Raw genomic sequence first — 16,565 nt, 5'->3', positions numbered from 1 at the left:
GACAAGTCGCAACTTGAAAAGTTTGAAATACTTTTGATACAGACAAGAACTTTTAGTGGAGATAAAACGAAAAAGCGCCCCAGTTTCCTGGAAGGCGCTTGTTATTTCTATTAAAACTCACCGACCTATTACGGCATTGGCGCGGCTGATGGTGGCGGTGAATTTGTGCCCCAGGTTTTATTAGCAACCGGGCCCATTTCCAACTCTAAAACACCACCATTGGCAATATCGCTATGTTTAAACCAAGGCTGATTAATAACCTTTCCATTTAATTTAGCTGATTGGATATACTTATTGGTAAACGAAGCGTTATGTGCCTTTATCTCGAAAAACTTACCGTTACCAACATTCATTTTTACATAAGGGAAGCATGGGCTGCCAATATTATAAGTTGGCGATCCCGGTGTAACCGGATAAAACCCTAACTCGCTAAACACCACAAACGCTGTCATACCACCGCCGTCTTCATCGCCAGGTACACCCATCAAATCATTACGGTACCATTCGTCTAACAAAGAACGGATACGTTTCTGTGTACGCCATGGCGCGCCCGCATAATTATATAAATATGGAATATGGAAACTAGGCTCATTAGCCATAGAGAACATACCTACGTTGCCGGTATGATCGGGCAGTATAGCGTAGAAATCCCAACGTGAGCCGGGTATTGGCTCGTTAAACATATTTTCGAGCGCAGCTACAAATTTATCATTGCCGCCTACCAGATTTACCAGGTCGCCAATGTTATGCTGCACATCCCAGCGATAAACATAACCGTTGTTTTCGTCATAATAATCGCGTGCGCCAGGGCCGCCTGATGTACGATAATCTAACGGCTCAATAAAGTTTCCGTCTTTGTCTTTAGGATGGAAAAATCCTGTTTTAGGATTAAATACATTGCGGTAGTTATAAGATGCTTTCAGGTAATGTTGCGCGTCATCTGTTTTACCCAGATCACCTGCAATTTGCGATAAGCACCATTCATCAAACGATGTACCCAAAGTAACCGCTATTGGCTGGCGTTTTTCCCATTTGCTTACATTGGCTACTGTTTCTGTTTCGCCTGGCTTTAGTGCCGGGAAATAACCTTTTTGTTTATAAAAATCATCTAACTCGCCCGATGGAACAGCTTTTGACCACGGTAATAATGATTTATCCTCAATAGCACCTTTACAAACCTCGTACGCTTTAGCCAGGTCAAATCCTCTTAAACCTTTGGCATAAGCATCGGCAATACTGGCTATGCCATGGTTAGAGTTCATTCCGCGGTCGTCTCCGGATATGCCGGGGAAGGTTGGCATCCAATGGTTAGGTGTTTGTTCTGCCATATGCACGTACGAGTTCAAAATATCATTCTCAACCTGTTTGTTGATCAATACACGTAACGGATGCGCGGCGCGATAGGTGTCCCAGGTCCAGTCATCAGTATAAAACGGACGGCCTTCATCATTATGTATCTGACCATCTGACGCACTGAAATATTTGCCATCCTCGCTGATACAAACAGGGCGTTCGAAAGTACGATACAATGAAGTATAAAACACCGTGGTTTCTTTATCAACAGCTCCCGATACGGCTATTTTTCCTAACGCATCGTTCCATATTTTACGACCTATGGCAGCTACTGCATTAACATCGTAATTTTTGATTTCGCGATTAAGGTTTTTCTTTGCTTGTTCTTCGCTAATAAAAGACACTCCATAACGGATGCCTACTTTCTTCGTCCCCGTAGGATAAAGTAAAGCTATGGTACCGGCAGGCGATGCTCCCCAACTTATACTTCCACTCCTATCCGGTACGCCGGTTTTAGTTGGCGTTACATCGGTTTCGGCGTAAATATATAATGATGTTTTATTTCCCAGATCTTTTGATCCTGTGATGGTGTTTCCAACGGCTTTTACCTGGCCGCGCCCCCCGGTGTTAAATACCAGGTAAGCGTATCCCTGCCTGTCAAAAGAGATCTTATAAACCGCGCTTTGATGTGATGGCGCAAAATCAACACCTATATTCATTTCGTCCAGGTAAACCTGGTAACGGTATGGAGTCACCTTTTCCTGGTCATAGCTCAATTGTTTTGTTGGCGTTATTGTACTTTCCGCGCCCTGGTAAGGGTAAAAATTAAAACTTGATGAGGATCTATGATGGGTTACAATTAACGGCAGCCCTCCTATCATGTTAGTTGTATAATCATGTCTCACCGGGAACACACGCATCATACTGTTGGGTAAATGCGTTGTGGGATAAGTTGGCACCAGCATGTGGCTTATGTTGCCAATGTTGGGGTTTACGTAGTCAACAGGCTCTTTACCCGTGGCTTTTTTCCCTTTGGAAACGCCTTGCGCGTAAGAAGTTGTTAATGTACTAAGCATTACTCCGGCAAGGAGCAATATTCGGTTAGCTTTCATCATAAAATGGTTTTATTTGGAATAGTAAAGAAACAAAAAAATCACTTAAAACTAGTTGTTAATTATTAAGCTTAATAAGCCTATAATTAAATATTATTGCCTACACATTTGCCATTGTATTGCTTCGAAATTCTTTTGTCATTTCTTAAAATCTACATTTATACCCTCGCTACTTACGTAATACCTGTAAGCTGTATAATCCAGATATATAGAATTAATTGGTAAAGCTTTGTAAACGTGGCACGATTTTAATCCATAAATAAATACATGCTTATTGACATTGTTTTTCTCTTATATTTATCGGCCTACCGTTATCTATACGGAGGCATTTAGCATGACCTAATTAATATTTGATGTGAGCATGAGGAGTGAAAAACCAGCGAAGCCCGGTACAGCGGCTAAGAATTTGCGGAACCTGTTTATTGTGTTCCTGTTATTTACCTTTATTATTACAGCCGGCTCAGTAGTACTTAAATATGCTATTGGACGGAAGCTGGATAAGTTGAGCGAGCGGCTAAGGGAACCTTCGCAAGAGCCCGAGATCAGTGCAATTTTGCTAGACCTAAATAGTGCCGAGAATGATTTCCAGCAGGCTAACTTAACCGGACACGCTGATAAACTGGCCACCTATAAACTCAAGTTAAACACCATATTTGGCCAGTTAGACCGTCTGCTACGCAAATACCAGGCGGATAGTGCGCAATATTTCCCCGGCAGCAAGGCACAAATTGCACAATCATTTGCACAAAAATTACAGATCTCGCAGCGTGTATTTGACCTGAAACTACATTTTGATTCGCTATTAAAGGCCACAACAGTTGCCAACATCAGTGCTCCCGTATATAAAGCGAAGGGCGGGGCCTCCAAATCCGATACAACGGTCAGCATGCGGCAGGAGGCCAATAAAAGCGGGTTATTAAAGCGTTTAAAAGATGCGATAGTCAATAAAAACCAGATCAAAGTTCTAATTATAAGAGAAAAACAACACAGGGATTCTATCCGGCGGGCTATAACGCCGGCTAATTTACTTCGCGAGCTTAAACGGCAAAATGCTTATCTGCTACTCTCTAACGAGCAGTTAATAGGAGCCAATTTAAACTTACTGACCCAACTACACCAATTGTTGCAACAACTCAAAGATATTGACCAGGCAGCATGGGAAAAGGGACGGAACGAGATCTTGCAACAATACCAATCAACCACTACCGACATGAACCATTTTATCGGGGTAGCGATCACGCTTATTTTAATATTTATTATCCTGCTGATCTTTTTTATTCGCAAGGCGGGTCAGGCCGAGCAGAATTACCTGATGGAAAATGAGCGGGCGGTGGCCTTGGCGAGCCAAAAGTCTGAGATACTGGCTACGATGAGTCACGAAATTCGTAACCCATTAACGGCAATTACGGGTGCCATTTATATGCTGAATAAAACCACCTTATCACCTGACCAGGAAAAAAAGGTAGTCGCTATTAACCTTTCTTCTACTATGCTGATGGAAACCGTGAACAATATACTGGATGTTAGCGCACTGGAACACCAACAAGGCACAGCACTATTGAGGTTGGTTTTTAATCCGTTTCGTGTAATTAAGGATGCGGTTGAAAGTATGCTGTTTATGGCCGAAAAGAAAGGCATTAGTTTGGTTTGTGATTTCGACATTTCTGTAGATTCGCAGGTGACAGGAGATACATTTAAGCTAAAACAGATCATGATCAATTTGCTGAGCAACGCCATTAAATACACAGACGAAGGTGGTGTAACCGTAAGGGCGGAATTGAATACGCTAGATGAACAAACCGTTTCACTGGCTGTCAGCCTGCAGGACACCGGGATCGGCATTCCGAGAGAACAACAGGCCGGTTTATTTACCCGCTATTACCAGGCCGGTGGCAGCGCGGCTAAACCCGGAACAGGTTTAGGCTTATACCTTTGCAGGCAACTGGTGAGCTTACAAGGCGGCACCATTCAAGTAGACAGCGAAGCGGGCAAGGGCTGTCTGATCCGATTTACTATCATTTACCGTTCAGAGCCTGATGCCTAAATTCCCTAATTATGTTATTTGAACAGAAAGTTTAGTCTTTAATGAAAAATAAACTTCATTTAAGACTAAAAAAAATGGGACAACATCATTTTACTGACCTTGTCCCATTAAAGGGTAAATGATGGGGCTCGAACCCACGACCCTCGGTACCACAAACCGATGCTCTAACCAACTGAGCTACATCTACCGTTTTGGAGAGTGCAAATGTAAAAATCTTCGGGCTAAATGCAAAGCCTTTTTTAATATTACATTAGGCTTACCGCTTTACCCTTTGGGTATCAGTAAATTTGTATTCTATGACAGAGCAATTGGTAGAGTTAAACGTAACGGGGATGCACTGTAATAACTGTGCCCTATCCATACATAAATTACTGGAAAAGAAAGGCTTGGGCAACATCCTGGTTGACTTTGCCGGCGAGGAGGTTAAATTTAGCAATGATAACAACACCCAACTGCCCGAAATTATAAAAGGCATAGAGCAATTAGGGTTTAAAGTAGTTGATGACCCCGCCTTGCATACCCCAAAGTTTTATGAGAAGGTAGAAAACAAGTTTATTTTCTGCGCGATATTTACTGCTCCGCTGCTTTTGCACATGGTTTTCCCATGGCACGTGTTACACATGCCTATGGTACAATTACTATTATGCTTGCCGGTTTTTATGGTAGGCTGCCTGCATTTTGGCAAAAGCGCGTTCCACTCGGTTAAAGGCGGTGTGCCTAATATGGATGTGTTGATATTTATTGGTTCGACATCTGCATTTATATACAGTTTAGTTGGAACCATCCAAAACCTGGGCGAACAGTACCAGTTTTATGAAACCTGCGCCACTATTATTACGCTGGTGTTACTAGGTAACGTTTTCGAGAAACGCTCGGTAAATCAAACCACATCGGCTGTAAAAGATCTGGTCAAATTCCAACAGGTAAATGCTAACCGTATAATTGACGGTACGGTTGAAGTTATAAACGCCCGGGATGTACGATCTGGTGATGTATTAATAGTTAATCATGGCGATAAGATCCCGGTAGACGGTGATATTTTAGAGGGCAATGCTTCTGTAGATGAGTCTATGCTTACCGGCGAGAGTGTGCCTGTTGATAAAGAAAAGTATGATAAAGTTATTGGCGGTACTATTGTACAGAACGGCAATTTCAGGATGATAGCCACTAAAGTGGGATCGAACACTATCCTATCACAAATCATTGAACTAATGAAAAAGGCGCAGGCAGCCAAGCCTCCGGTTCAAAAATTGGGCGATAAGGTCGCAGCTATATTTGTACCTGCGGTAATATTGATATCCCTAATAACCTTTGTGCTGACTTACTTTTTAAGTGATGTAGGTTTACAAAAGTCATTAATGAATGCTATTGCTGTATTGGTGATCTCCTGCCCTTGCGCTATGGGATTAGCTACCCCTACTGCGGTTATGGTTGGCCTGGGCAGGGCGGCAAAAAACGGCATATTAATAAAAGGCGGTGATACTATTGAGGCTGTATCCAATACCAAGTATGTAGTGTTTGATAAAACCGGGACCCTGACCACAGGCAAATTCAGCATAAATGATATTAAGGTTGAGGATGGTGTAGATCTGGAGCATATCCGCGGAATAATTGTAGCCATTGAGGAACGCTCTAGCCATCCTATTGCAAAATCACTTGTAGAAGGTTTAAAAACATTACCTCAATCTAAATTAATATTACGCTCTGCTACCGAAGAAAAAGGTTTAGGTATGCGCGCCGAGGATATTGAAGGCAATACCTATTTCCTGGGTACCGGCAAAACAGCCAACGAGAATGATTTTAACTTATCGCTTTATAAAAATCAGGTATTATTGGCGCAAATAGCTATTGATGATACGATAAAGCCCGAAGCTATATCGCTAATAGCACAGCTTAAAAACATGGGTATAGTACCGGTGCTATTAAGCGGCGACAGGAAAAATCGTTGCTTAAACGTTGCCAAAGCTATAGGTATTACAGAAGTGCATGCAGAAAAATTGCCTGATGAAAAGTTATCAATAATTGACATTTATAAACAAAAAGGGAAGACTGTTATGATAGGCGATGGCATTAACGATGCCCCCGCCCTAACTAAAGCTGATGTAGGCGTATCTATGAACGATGCCAGCCATATAGCCATACAGTCTGCCCGTGTGATATTGTTAAATACCGATTTGAATTCGGTAGTGAAGTTCCTGCAGATCAGTAAGCATACGCTGCTTACCATTAAGCAAAATCTGTTCTGGGCATTTGCTTATAATGTTATAGCAATCCCTGTAGCTGCTTTAGGCTTTTTAAACCCGATGATGGGCGCATTTACAATGGCTTTTTCTGATGTGGTGGTAATTGGCAATTCGCTTCGCCTAAAGCGTAAACGCCTCAATTAATTTTTCTATTTTTGCCCCATGGCTATGGACTATCGACCATAGACTATGGACTATATCATGATAGAAATTTATACAGACGGTGCATCAAGTGGTAACCCGGGTCCGGGTGGATATGGGGTGATTTTGCGATCGGGGCAGCATTATAAAGAACTGTCCGAAGGTTTCCGTAAAACCACCAATAACCGTATGGAACTGTTGGCCGTAATTAAAGGGTTGGAAGCTATTACCAAACCTAATCAAGATGTCACCATATTTTCCGACTCTAAATATGTTATCGATTCCATCGAAAAACGCTGGGTATACGGCTGGCTGCAAAAGGGCTTTAAGGATAAAAAGAACAAGGACCTTTGGCTGCGTTACCTGGATATCAGCAAGCTCCATAATATCAAATTTAACTGGGTACGTGGTCATAACGGGCACCCCGAAAACGAGCGTTGTGATGAACTAGCCGTAGCCGCCGGTAAGCAAAGGGAACTATTGATTGATTCTGTTTTTGAAATGGAAGCTGCTAAAACGAATATGTTTTAACCCTATACCTAAGATACTTAGGCGTGATCCACCCAAGGTGATCCGCTCTAGAATTTAAGAATTTTAAAAATAGTTTAAATAGTTGGTATTCAATTATTTAACTGATCTAACCTAAAGTTTTTGTAGTGATCCGCTCAAAAAGTTAAATATTTTATTTTCAAATAGTTATCTAAAAAAGGTGATCCAGGTGATCCACTTTTTAATGTGGATCACTCAATGCTATTTCGCGCCTAATTCTATCACTTGCAAATCCTGAATCTTATTACCTTCAATGTTAAAGCGCATTAACGTGCGCACCTTTTGCCAACCCTGTTTGCCCGCCGCACCGGGATTAAGGTGCAAGCAGTTGATCTTTTTATCATAGATCACCTTTAAAATATGCGAGTGGCCAGATATAAATAATTGCGGTGGGTTAGCGTAGATTTGGTTCCTGATCCGCAGGTCATACCTATCCGGATAGCCGCCTATATGTGTCATCCAAACATCCATATCCTCGCATTTAAACCGCAGATTTTCAGGATAGGTTTGTCTTATTTCTTTGCCATCGATATTGCCATACACGCCGCGTAAGGGTTTAAAAGCGGCAAGTTTATCTACCAATTCTATATTCCCAAAATCGCCGGCATGCCATATCTCATCACAGTTTTCAAAATGCTTAAAAACGGCATCATCAAGGAAGCTGTGGGTGTCTGATATGAGGCCTATTCGGGTCATTTATTTTTCGGATGTTCGATTTCGGATTTATTTAAAAAATTGTAAAAAAAGAAGTTAGCACATCTTGATATTGCTGTGAGTATATCTTTGGTTCAGCATAAATAACAAATTGCTCATTCGGCTCTTTATCTCCGTTCAAAGATAATACTAAAATTTCCCGGTGAGGGGTAGAATCAGGATAAGATAAAACACTTATTATTTTTCGGAGATTTAAGTTGTGTTTTAAAGTAATAATCTTCACCAATTCAGCCGTTTGCAAAGGCAATATCAACCAACAACTCCCTTGTTCTGTAAGATGCGCTGCAACACCTTTTACCAGGCTTTTAAAGAAATTCTCATCGGTATGTTTGGCTAAACTTTTTTTAGCACCGGGAGATTCTAATGAATTGATATGAAACGGCGGATTAGATATAATTAGATCATATTTTTTATTATGCTGATTAAAATAGCTTTCAAAATCCAGCGGGGAAATAGTCAACCGATCAGCAAATGGAGAACTTTCAAAATTATGTTTAGCAGTATCCGCGGCGGTTTGGTCTATCTCAGCAGCATCAATTTTGGCTTGTGGGCATCGTTGGGCCAGCATTAAAGCTATTACCCCTGTGCCCGTACCAATGTCTAATATATCTTTCACATTATTTGCTTCCGCCAAGGCGCCTAACAATACGCCATCGGTATTGATCTTCATGGCACAGCCGGTTTGGTCGATGTTGAATTGTTTGAAGCGGAACATTAGGGGAATTTATATAAATTACTTAAATTTGAATATGCCTGAACTATTTCGATTATTTGGTATTAGATTTTTCTTTTTCAGTAATGAGCACTTACCTATACACGTACACATTGAAAACGGTGATGGGGATGCTAAATTTGAGGTAAAACCTGTTAAGCTTATATCTAACAATGGTATAAAAAACAAAGATATTAAACTTGCAGAGAGTATAATTGAAGAAAACGAAGATATGATCGAAAAAAGGTGGAATGAATATTTTAAGAAATAAGTTATGATCACAATAAATTCAGTTTGGTTTAGCGGGAATGATATTTGTGTCAAAATGAGTGACGGGAAGGTCATTCAAACTGCTATTAATTTATACCCTAATTTAAGAAAGGGCACCACCGAACAGATCAATAAATACGAAATTAAAGGTGGTGGTAGATGGATTCATTGGGAAGAATTGGATGAAGACTTATCCGTTGAAGGATTTTTGCAATTACACTAATTACTTCTCGTAAAACTCAATCGGCAATCCATCCGGGTCAGCGAAAAAAGTAAATCGCTTGCCGGTAAATTCATCTATTCGTATCGGCTCAACAATTACACCATCGGCAGTTATAGCAGCTACTGCTTCATCAATATTATTCACCTCGAAAGCTAAATGGCGCAATCCGGCAGCTTCAGGACGTGATGGCCGTTTTGCGGGTTCCGGGAAAGAAAAAAGCTCGATCTGGTATTGGTTGCCCACTTCCAGATCAAGCTTGTATGATTTCCGTTCAGCGCGATAATTTTCCTGTAATATTTTAAACCTGAGTATCTGCGTATAAAAGTGCTTTGATAATGCGTAATCAGAGCATATTATAGCAATATGATGTACCCGGTTAATCTTTAACATTTAGTCTCCCAATATAGCGTGCAATACGTTATCATAAACCAATTTTATATCGGTTATATGGCCAAATGATTCTTCATCTACGCTTAAATACCCATTGCTAACCGTACCTAATAAGCTAAACTCAACTTCGCTGGTAGCCATTAGTTCAATAAAACGTTCCTGGTCTGCAGGTGCAACGCTTACTACTACCCTGCCTTGTGCTTCGCCAAACAGGAAAGCATCTTTACGGATACCGTTTTCTGAAGCGATTTCGAAGCCTAAACCATTTGGCATAGCCGATTCTATCAGCGTAATAAACAAACCGCCATCAGCAACGTCATGAGCCGACTGTATCATTTTATGCTTGATCAGTTCTTTAACAACCTGCTGCATATCGTACTCTTTATCAATATCAAAATGCGGCGCTGGTGCAGCTAGTATTTTATGCCATGAAGCCAGGTATTGTGATGAAGCGATATCATTAACCGATTCGCCAATTAAATAAACCAGGTCATCAGGTTGTTTAAAGTCTGATGTCATGATGTTAGTTACATCATCCATTACCCCTAACATACCTATAGTTGGCGTAGGGAAAACCGGGCCATCATCGGTAGATTGGTTATAAAAACTTACGTTACCACCAGTTACAGGGGTTTCAAACTTGCGGCAAGCCTCACCCATGCCTTTAATGGCACCAACAAACTGCCAATAAACCTCAGGAACATAAGGATTACCAAAATTTAAGCAGTTGGTTATAGCAACCGGTTCGCCGCCTGCGCAGGTAATGTTACGTGCAGCCTCGGCAACAGCTATGGCCGTACCTTTCTGCGGATCGGCATATACGTAGCGCGAGTTACAATCAACGGTTATAACAATGGCTTTATTAGTACCAATTACATTTACTACAGCAGCATCGCTTGGACGGTTGGTGGTCATGGTAGACACGCCTACCATTGAGTCATACTGGTCACTAACCCAACGTTTGGATGCAATGTTTGGATGCGATATTAAGTGCTCTGCAACAGCTAATAAGTCCGCAGGCTCTTTAACATCTTCTATTTTAAATTTTTGATTTTCTGCAAAATAAGCCGGCTCGCGGTATTCGCGCTCGTAAACCGGTGCACCGCCACCTAGTACCAAATCATCAGCAGGTACATCGGCTACTAATATGCCACCTGCATAATATTCTAAACGTTTAGTATCGGTAACCTCGCCAATGATAGCGCAATTCAAATCCCATTTATCAAATACAGCTTCAACTTCTTTTTCGCGTCCTTTGTGCACTACGATCAGCATACGCTCTTGCGACTCTGACAATAATATCTCAAATGGTTTCATGTTTTCCTGGCGGGTTGGTACAGCGTCCAGGTTTATTTTCATTCCATGCTCGCCTTTGGCAGACATTTCAGAGTTTGAGCAGATAATACCTGCCGCACCCATATCCTGCATACCTACAACAGCACCAGTTTTAATTACTTCTAATGTAGCTTCTAATAATAATTTTTCCTGGAACGGGTCACCAACCTGTACGGCTGGCAAATCGTTAACAGAATCTTCGGTAATATTTTTTGATGCAAAAGCCGCACCGTGGATCCCGTCTTTACCCGTTGCAGAGCCTACTATATAAACCGGGTTACCAACACCATAGGATGTGGCTGACACCGTTTCGCCCGCTTTTACAATACCAGCCGAAAAAGCGTTAACCAGCGGGTTAACATTGTAGCAATCGTCAAAAAACAACTCGCCGCCAACAGTTGGTATACCAAAAGCATTACCGTAATGGCTTATACCTTTAACTACACCTTTAATTAACCACTTGGTTTTATCCAGCTTAATATCGCCAAAACGCAACGAGTTTAGCTGCGCTATAGGCCTTGCGCCCATGGTAAAAATATCGCGGTTAATACCTCCTACCCCTGTAGCAGCACCCTGATAAGGCTCTAATGCTGATGGGTGGTTATGCGATTCTATTTTAAAGGCACAACCGATACCATCGCCCAGATCAACCAAACCCGCGTTTTCCTCGCCGGCTTTAGCTAGCATACGGGGGCTATCTTTTGGTAAAGTCTTCAACCAGGTAATTGAGTTTTTGTATGAACAATGCTCGCTCCACATTACCGAGAATATAGATAGTTCAGTAAAGTTGGGTACGCGGCCCATTATTTCAAGTATTCGGTCGTATTCTGTGGGAAGTAAGCCTAGATCTTTGGCTGTTTCAACGGTTGTAAGTTCCTGGTTCTCCAATGTTATCTATTTATTTAAAAGAATGCGCAAAATTAGAAAAAACAGCGGAAAGGCGAAAGGAAAACGTAGCTAAAAGCAAAAAGCGTAAAGCGACAATCCTGTTGCCGCTTTACGCCTACATATTGAAAATTAAATTATCGTTCTGCTTTAATCCCCCAGCGAGAAATTAACCGGCAAAGTATATTTTACCCGCACTGACTTACCATTTTGCATACCGGGTGTCCAGGCATGCGCCATTTTTAAAACACGCGCCGCTTCTTCGTCCATCCCGAAACCCGCGCCACGGTCAACAGTGATGCTTGATAAGTGCCCGTCTTTTTCAACAATAAAACTTACAAATACCCTTCCGCTCATTTGTCTATCCAATGCTTCGCCGGGGTAGCGTAAGTTCTTTTGCAAAAATTTGGCCCATCCGGCAGCGCCACCATAAGGCTCGGGCATTACTTCTACAGATTTGTAAACATTTATATCGGCCGTGCCTGTACCTTCCCCAATTCCACTGCCAGTTTTATCCCCTGTTTCGGCACTCGCGTTATTGCCTGTTACCCCGGTTTTTATATCTACAGGGCCCACTGCGCCCTTTATATCTACTAATTTAGGTGGTTCTTCCGCTTGAGGGTCTGGTACAACTATTGGAGGAATAAATTTGGTGGTAAGAATAGCCGCTTCGAGTTTTGGCGCGGCAGCTTTTATTAGTTCGGGTTTTGGTTTGGGTGGTTCTACTTTCGCTGCAGGAGGTATAAATATTTGTTCGTTATTAACTTGTATAATCCGCTCAGTTATTGGTTTAACCCTTATGGCTATTCCGATTATAATAAACGCGGCAGTACAACTTAAAAATGTAATAACCATGGCTTTAACCATATTATCTGCATAATGTTGTCTGATAGCGTAAGCGCCATATTCTTTGTTACGTTTTTCGAATACAAGCTCGAGCCACTCGGACTTGTATAAATTAAAGTTTGAGATAAGCATAGTGTTTTAATTTAGTTTCTATTAAAACGCTTATCAAATATTAATTGTTGCAACAATATTGCGTTTTAGTATTTTTGCAACATTATTGTACTTTTACCCCTATTGCCTTATATATTAGAATTATTTTATTATTAAAATAATATTAAAATGCAACATTATTGCAATTGAGTTTTCCGCAAAATATCATTAAACAAAAAAAGCTGCCCCGAAATGATCGGGACAGCTCCATTTTTTATGAAGAGTTAACAATTCCTTATTTAGAATGCATAAACAGCAGCTAAAGCAAACTGTGAAGCTGATTTTGTACCAACGCCAGAAGAGTTAGTAAATGAAGAGTTTGTTAAGCTATTAACGTTATCAAGACGAACCTCTGGAATAAATGTTAAAGGACCTGATTTGATATTAGCAGTTAATGTATATGCCATTATAGATCCGCCTGGTGCAGCACCTGTAACAAATGAATTTGCATCTGTGCCAGGTTTGGTTTTAAAATACTCGCCTCTTAACCCTAAAGTAACGGCTTTAGATACAGCAAGTTGAGGATATAAAGCTACGCCTGTAAAACCATAATTGTTTGGAGGATCGTTTATACCATGCAAATGAGTATAGTGTGATGGCGTAAAATCGGCTGCATTTAATCCTAATTTGAACGCTGGTGTTATTTGGTAAGCAGTTGTAAGGTCAAATTCTGTTCCTGAGAACGGCCCAGAAAGAACGTTCAGGTATGCTGTCCATCCTGTTACCGGCACAAGCATTAATTGTGCTCCAAAAGTTGATACTTCTTTTCCGGTATAAACATTCCATGAGTCATTGAAAGCGCCTACCATTAAGCTTGCTTTATCAGAGAAAGCATAGGTAGCTTTAATACCTGCATTTTGGAACGGGCCATTGGTAAACAGGTATGAAGTTGAGTAGTTAAAGTTGCCGGTTGGCGCTATTACCTCGTATCCTACAAAAGTAGCCATAAAACCAGCGGTTAAGGTTAGTTTTGAACTAAGGGCATAATTAACATATAAATTTTGAATGTGGTAGCCGGCATTTGCAATTGATGCATCACTACGGGGACCAAAAGAAAGCTCGCCAACAAAAGATGCGGCACCAACTGTTTTCTTAAAGCCCAGGTCAACCATACCTATAGAAACAGAATTTTGATCTGATGCAAAGCTTGTACCGATATTTTTATGGCCAGAAAAGTCATACTTATAATAAGCATCTACCGAACCGTATATAACCAACGGGGCATCACTTGTAGTTTTGATTGTATCCTGCGCTTTTGATGCCAGACTAAATGCTGATACAGTAAGTAATAAAAGTAATAGTTTTTTCATGATTTGATTGATAATTGTTTAATTGATAATTGTTGTGTTGATTTATTAGTTGTTATTTTCATATTAATTAATTGCAATACTAAACAAGTGACTGCCATTAACTATGACTATTTTTTATATTATTGATTTTTACGAGGTTATATTTTATAATTCTCAATTTTCTAAAACAATACCCTGTCAATCCTACCATATTGATAGGGTAAACAAACCTTTTTAATAACCCTTGCATAGTTGAAATTAAACTATACAAGGGTTACTTATTTATATTTAAGCTGTTACTTTGGTGCCTTTATCAAAAAGGCCGCTTAAGCTGATATCGTCATCAGTTACCGGATAAACCTCAACACCATGATCAAACATATCAATACCGCCTACGCCAAGTTCGCCATGTTCTTCAACACGTAATCTCCATGGGTTAGGTAATTTGTTGATGATGTACATCATTATAATTGATACTACAAATACGGCTATTGCAATGGTAAATGTGCCTATAGCCTGAGCCTCTAATACGCTGGCACCACCACCGTAAAATAAGCCTGTTACCGGTGCACTATTATCCGGACCGGCTACTCCTGTTACACCATATTGGCCAGAAGCAAATAAGCCTAATGATAATGTACCCCAGATACCGCAAGCACCGTGTACAGACACTGCACCAACCGGATCGTCAATACGTAACCACTCTATAAAGTTCATAGCTGCATATACTAAGAAACCGGCAACGGCACCCAATGCAAGCGCGCCAAGCGGGCTAACCCAGTAGCAAGGGCAGGTAATAGCAACCAAACCGCCTAATAAACCATTCAAGGTATATCCTAAATCAAATTTACCTTTTGTAGGGCCCCACCATAATCCGGCTAACATAGCCATCATACCGCCAGCGCAGGCAGCAAGCGTAGTGTTGGCAGCAACACGGCCAATACCTTGTACGTCCATACCAGATAAGGTACTTCCAGGATTAAAGCCATACCATCCAAACCAAAGTATGAATGTACCAACAGCTGCAAGTGCCATATTGTGTCCCGGTGGCATTCCTCCTTTTTCTTTATTATCACGTGCAAATATTCTTCCTAAACGCGGGCCTAATACAATCGCACCTGCCAATGAAGCTATACCACCAATAGTATGTACTACAGTTGAACCGGCGAAATCGCGGAAACCCTGACCTAAAGTTGGCAAGAAATGACCAGCAGAACCCATTAAAGCTAAGAAACCATCAGGTCCCCAGGCCCAGTGACCAATTATTGGGTAGATAAAACCAGTGATACCTATACTGTAAAGGATATCGCCACGGAAACTTGTACGACCGATCATTGCACCAGACACAATGGTTGAGCAAGTATCAGCGAAAGCGTATTGGAAAATCCAGTGTGCAAGGATAGGAACACCGTATGCTTCGTAAGTTGCAGGGGTATTTTGTAAGAAGAACCAATTTTTACCATCAGCTCCACCCCATCCTATAAATCCATTACCATGTCCAAACATAAATGCGTAACCAACGGCGTAGAATAAGATACCGCAAAGGCAGGTATCATAAATACACTCCATTAATACGTTAACTGTTTCTCTTTTACGAGCGAAACCAGCTTCAAGCATAACGAAACCCGCCTGCATACCAAATACCAAAAATGCCGCAACCAATGTCCAAACTGTATTGATTGAATTCATTATCGAAGTTTCAATGTCAGTTGGTTTTGCAGGAGCCGCAGCGGCATGAACCGCAGAAGGCAATAGTCCGGGAATAGTAAACATTGCTGCCACTACTAAGCCCAAGCCAATCATTTTTCCAGTTAAAATGGTCGCACCCAGCGCCCATTTCTCCCGCGTCAATCCGCGAAACGCGTTCAGCAGGGTGAATTTTGGTTGTTTTACTTTCATTTTGTTTGTTGATTTAGTGTATTAGTTAAAAGTGATTTTTTGTTTTTAGTATGTTATTGTCGTGTTGTTGCAAAAATTTCATCCAAATATTAACATTGTCGTTATTGAAATACCAGTTTGTTAATATTTTCATAAAAATATGGATGAATTTTATAAAAAACAAGAGTTTGATTAAATTAATTGCATTAAATGGTTAATTATTACAATAAATATAAAATTTAACAATTATTTAATGAAGTTTTTGAATAATTTTTAATTAAAAAACTATAAGCGATATAATTTATATAATTATTTATTATTAAAAAATCGAGTAAAATTATAATTTAGATCATTTATTTAAAGTATTTGCGAAATAAAGCCACAAAAACAACAAAATAACATCATTTTATCACTAAAAAATTAAAATAATTCAAATAATCTTCAATAATTAGCCGCCTATTAGAAAAATCAAAGAATTTTATTAAACTTTT

13 protein-coding genes and 1 tRNA gene are annotated in these 16,565 nt (G+C 40.5%); 5 read left to right on the top strand and 9 right to left on the bottom strand.

What is annotated here, in order from left to right; all coding sequences use genetic code 11:
- Positions 1-128: 128 nt before the first annotated feature.
- Positions 129-2,408, bottom strand: coding sequence for a GH92 family glycosyl hydrolase (locus JWQ34_RS11155; RefSeq protein WP_299357337.1), 2,280 nt, complete (start codon positions 2,406-2,408; stop codon positions 129-131).
- A gap of 358 nt (positions 2,409-2,766) precedes the next feature.
- Here JWQ34_RS11155 and JWQ34_RS11150 point away from each other — a divergent pair, with 358 nt between their 5' ends.
- Positions 2,767-4,449 (top strand): HAMP domain-containing sensor histidine kinase, encoded by a 1,683-nt coding sequence (locus JWQ34_RS11150; protein WP_299357336.1) that lies wholly within the window; start codon positions 2,767-2,769, stop codon positions 4,447-4,449.
- Between the two features lie 113 nt (positions 4,450-4,562).
- On the opposite strand, the gene JWQ34_RS11145 is transcribed toward JWQ34_RS11150, so the two are convergent.
- Positions 4,563-4,636, bottom strand: a tRNA-His gene (locus tag JWQ34_RS11145).
- A gap of 109 nt (positions 4,637-4,745) precedes the next feature.
- Between JWQ34_RS11145 and JWQ34_RS11140 the strand changes: the two genes are divergently transcribed.
- Both JWQ34_RS11140 and rnhA read left to right on the top strand, forming a co-directional pair.
- A complete protein-coding gene (locus tag JWQ34_RS11140; RefSeq protein WP_299357335.1) occupies positions 4,746-6,836 on the top strand; it encodes a heavy metal translocating P-type ATPase in 2,091 nt (696 codons plus the stop codon).
- A gap of 57 nt (positions 6,837-6,893) precedes the next feature.
- A complete protein-coding gene (rnhA, locus tag JWQ34_RS11135; RefSeq protein ID WP_299357334.1) occupies positions 6,894-7,364 on the top strand; it encodes a ribonuclease HI in 471 nt (156 codons plus the stop codon).
- Positions 7,365-7,583: 219 nt separating this feature from the next.
- Here rnhA and JWQ34_RS11130 read toward each other — a convergent pair whose 3' ends face one another.
- Positions 7,584-8,078: a metallophosphoesterase family protein gene (locus JWQ34_RS11130; RefSeq protein WP_299357333.1), complete on the bottom strand. Its 495-nt coding sequence runs from the start codon at positions 8,076-8,078 to the stop codon at positions 7,584-7,586.
- Positions 8,079-8,109: 31 nt separating this feature from the next.
- Positions 8,110-8,811, bottom strand: a complete 702-nt coding sequence (locus tag JWQ34_RS11125; protein ID WP_299357332.1) for a methyltransferase — start codon at positions 8,809-8,811, stop codon at positions 8,110-8,112.
- Between the two features lie 34 nt (positions 8,812-8,845).
- Between JWQ34_RS11125 and JWQ34_RS11120 the strand changes: the two genes are divergently transcribed.
- Together JWQ34_RS11120 and JWQ34_RS11115 are read left to right on the top strand one after the other, a co-directional pair.
- Positions 8,846-9,079, top strand: coding sequence for a DUF4160 domain-containing protein (locus JWQ34_RS11120; RefSeq protein ID WP_299357331.1), 234 nt, complete (start codon positions 8,846-8,848; stop codon positions 9,077-9,079).
- 3 nt (positions 9,080-9,082) lie between these two features.
- The gene (locus JWQ34_RS11115; RefSeq protein ID WP_299357330.1) at positions 9,083-9,301 is read left to right on the top strand and encodes a DUF2442 domain-containing protein; all 219 of its coding nucleotides are present in this window, start codon (positions 9,083-9,085) and stop codon (positions 9,299-9,301) included.
- On the opposite strand, the gene JWQ34_RS11110 is transcribed toward JWQ34_RS11115, so the two are convergent.
- The 5 genes from JWQ34_RS11110 to JWQ34_RS11090 all read right to left on the bottom strand — a co-directional run bounded on the left by JWQ34_RS11110 (position 9,302) and on the right by JWQ34_RS11090 (position 16,095).
- Entirely contained in the window at positions 9,302-9,691 is a 390-nt protein-coding gene (locus JWQ34_RS11110; RefSeq protein WP_299357329.1) for a VOC family protein, read from the bottom strand.
- Positions 9,692-11,914, bottom strand: a complete 2,223-nt coding sequence (purL, locus tag JWQ34_RS11105; RefSeq protein ID WP_299357328.1) for a phosphoribosylformylglycinamidine synthase subunit PurL — start codon at positions 11,912-11,914, stop codon at positions 9,692-9,694.
- Positions 11,915-12,061: 147 nt separating this feature from the next.
- Positions 12,062-12,889 (bottom strand): TonB family protein, encoded by an 828-nt coding sequence (locus tag JWQ34_RS11100; protein WP_299357327.1) that lies wholly within the window; start codon positions 12,887-12,889, stop codon positions 12,062-12,064.
- Positions 12,890-13,146: 257 nt separating this feature from the next.
- Positions 13,147-14,217: a porin gene (locus JWQ34_RS11095; RefSeq protein WP_299357326.1), complete on the bottom strand. Its 1,071-nt coding sequence runs from the start codon at positions 14,215-14,217 to the stop codon at positions 13,147-13,149.
- A gap of 267 nt (positions 14,218-14,484) precedes the next feature.
- A complete protein-coding gene (locus JWQ34_RS11090; RefSeq protein ID WP_299357325.1) occupies positions 14,485-16,095 on the bottom strand; it encodes an ammonium transporter in 1,611 nt (536 codons plus the stop codon).
- Between the last annotated feature and the right edge of the window lie 470 nt (positions 16,096-16,565).

Origin of the sequence: Mucilaginibacter sp. (genome assembly GCF_028288185.1) — a bacterium.
GTDB lineage: Bacteria > Bacteroidota > Bacteroidia > Sphingobacteriales > Sphingobacteriaceae > Mucilaginibacter.
This window is presented reverse-complemented; position numbering and strand designations above follow the sequence as displayed.

What these genes read in the sequence shown, in the direction of transcription:
- JWQ34_RS11125 (WP_299357332.1), bottom strand. Translation starts at nt 8,811, where the DNA reads ATGTTCCGCTTCAAACAATTCAACATCGACCAAACCGGCTGTGCCATG.
- JWQ34_RS11155 (WP_299357337.1), bottom strand. Translation starts at nt 2,408, where the DNA reads ATGATGAAAGCTAACCGAATATTGCTCCTTGCCGGAGTAATGCTTAGT.
- JWQ34_RS11090 (WP_299357325.1), bottom strand. Translation starts at nt 16,095, where the DNA reads ATGAAAGTAAAACAACCAAAATTCACCCTGCTGAACGCGTTTCGCGGA.
- JWQ34_RS11150 (WP_299357336.1), top strand. Translation starts at nt 2,767, where the DNA reads ATGAGGAGTGAAAAACCAGCGAAGCCCGGTACAGCGGCTAAGAATTTG.
- JWQ34_RS11130 (WP_299357333.1), bottom strand. Translation starts at nt 8,078, where the DNA reads ATGACCCGAATAGGCCTCATATCAGACACCCACAGCTTCCTTGATGAT.
- JWQ34_RS11110 (WP_299357329.1), bottom strand. Translation starts at nt 9,691, where the DNA reads ATGTTAAAGATTAACCGGGTACATCATATTGCTATAATATGCTCTGAT.
- JWQ34_RS11140 (WP_299357335.1), top strand. Translation starts at nt 4,746, where the DNA reads ATGACAGAGCAATTGGTAGAGTTAAACGTAACGGGGATGCACTGTAAT.
- JWQ34_RS11100 (WP_299357327.1), bottom strand. Translation starts at nt 12,889, where the DNA reads ATGCTTATCTCAAACTTTAATTTATACAAGTCCGAGTGGCTCGAGCTT.
- JWQ34_RS11095 (WP_299357326.1), bottom strand. Translation starts at nt 14,217, where the DNA reads ATGAAAAAACTATTACTTTTATTACTTACTGTATCAGCATTTAGTCTG.
- JWQ34_RS11120 (WP_299357331.1), top strand. Translation starts at nt 8,846, where the DNA reads ATGCCTGAACTATTTCGATTATTTGGTATTAGATTTTTCTTTTTCAGT.
- JWQ34_RS11115 (WP_299357330.1), top strand. Translation starts at nt 9,083, where the DNA reads ATGATCACAATAAATTCAGTTTGGTTTAGCGGGAATGATATTTGTGTC.
- rnhA (WP_299357334.1), top strand. Translation starts at nt 6,894, where the DNA reads ATGATAGAAATTTATACAGACGGTGCATCAAGTGGTAACCCGGGTCCG.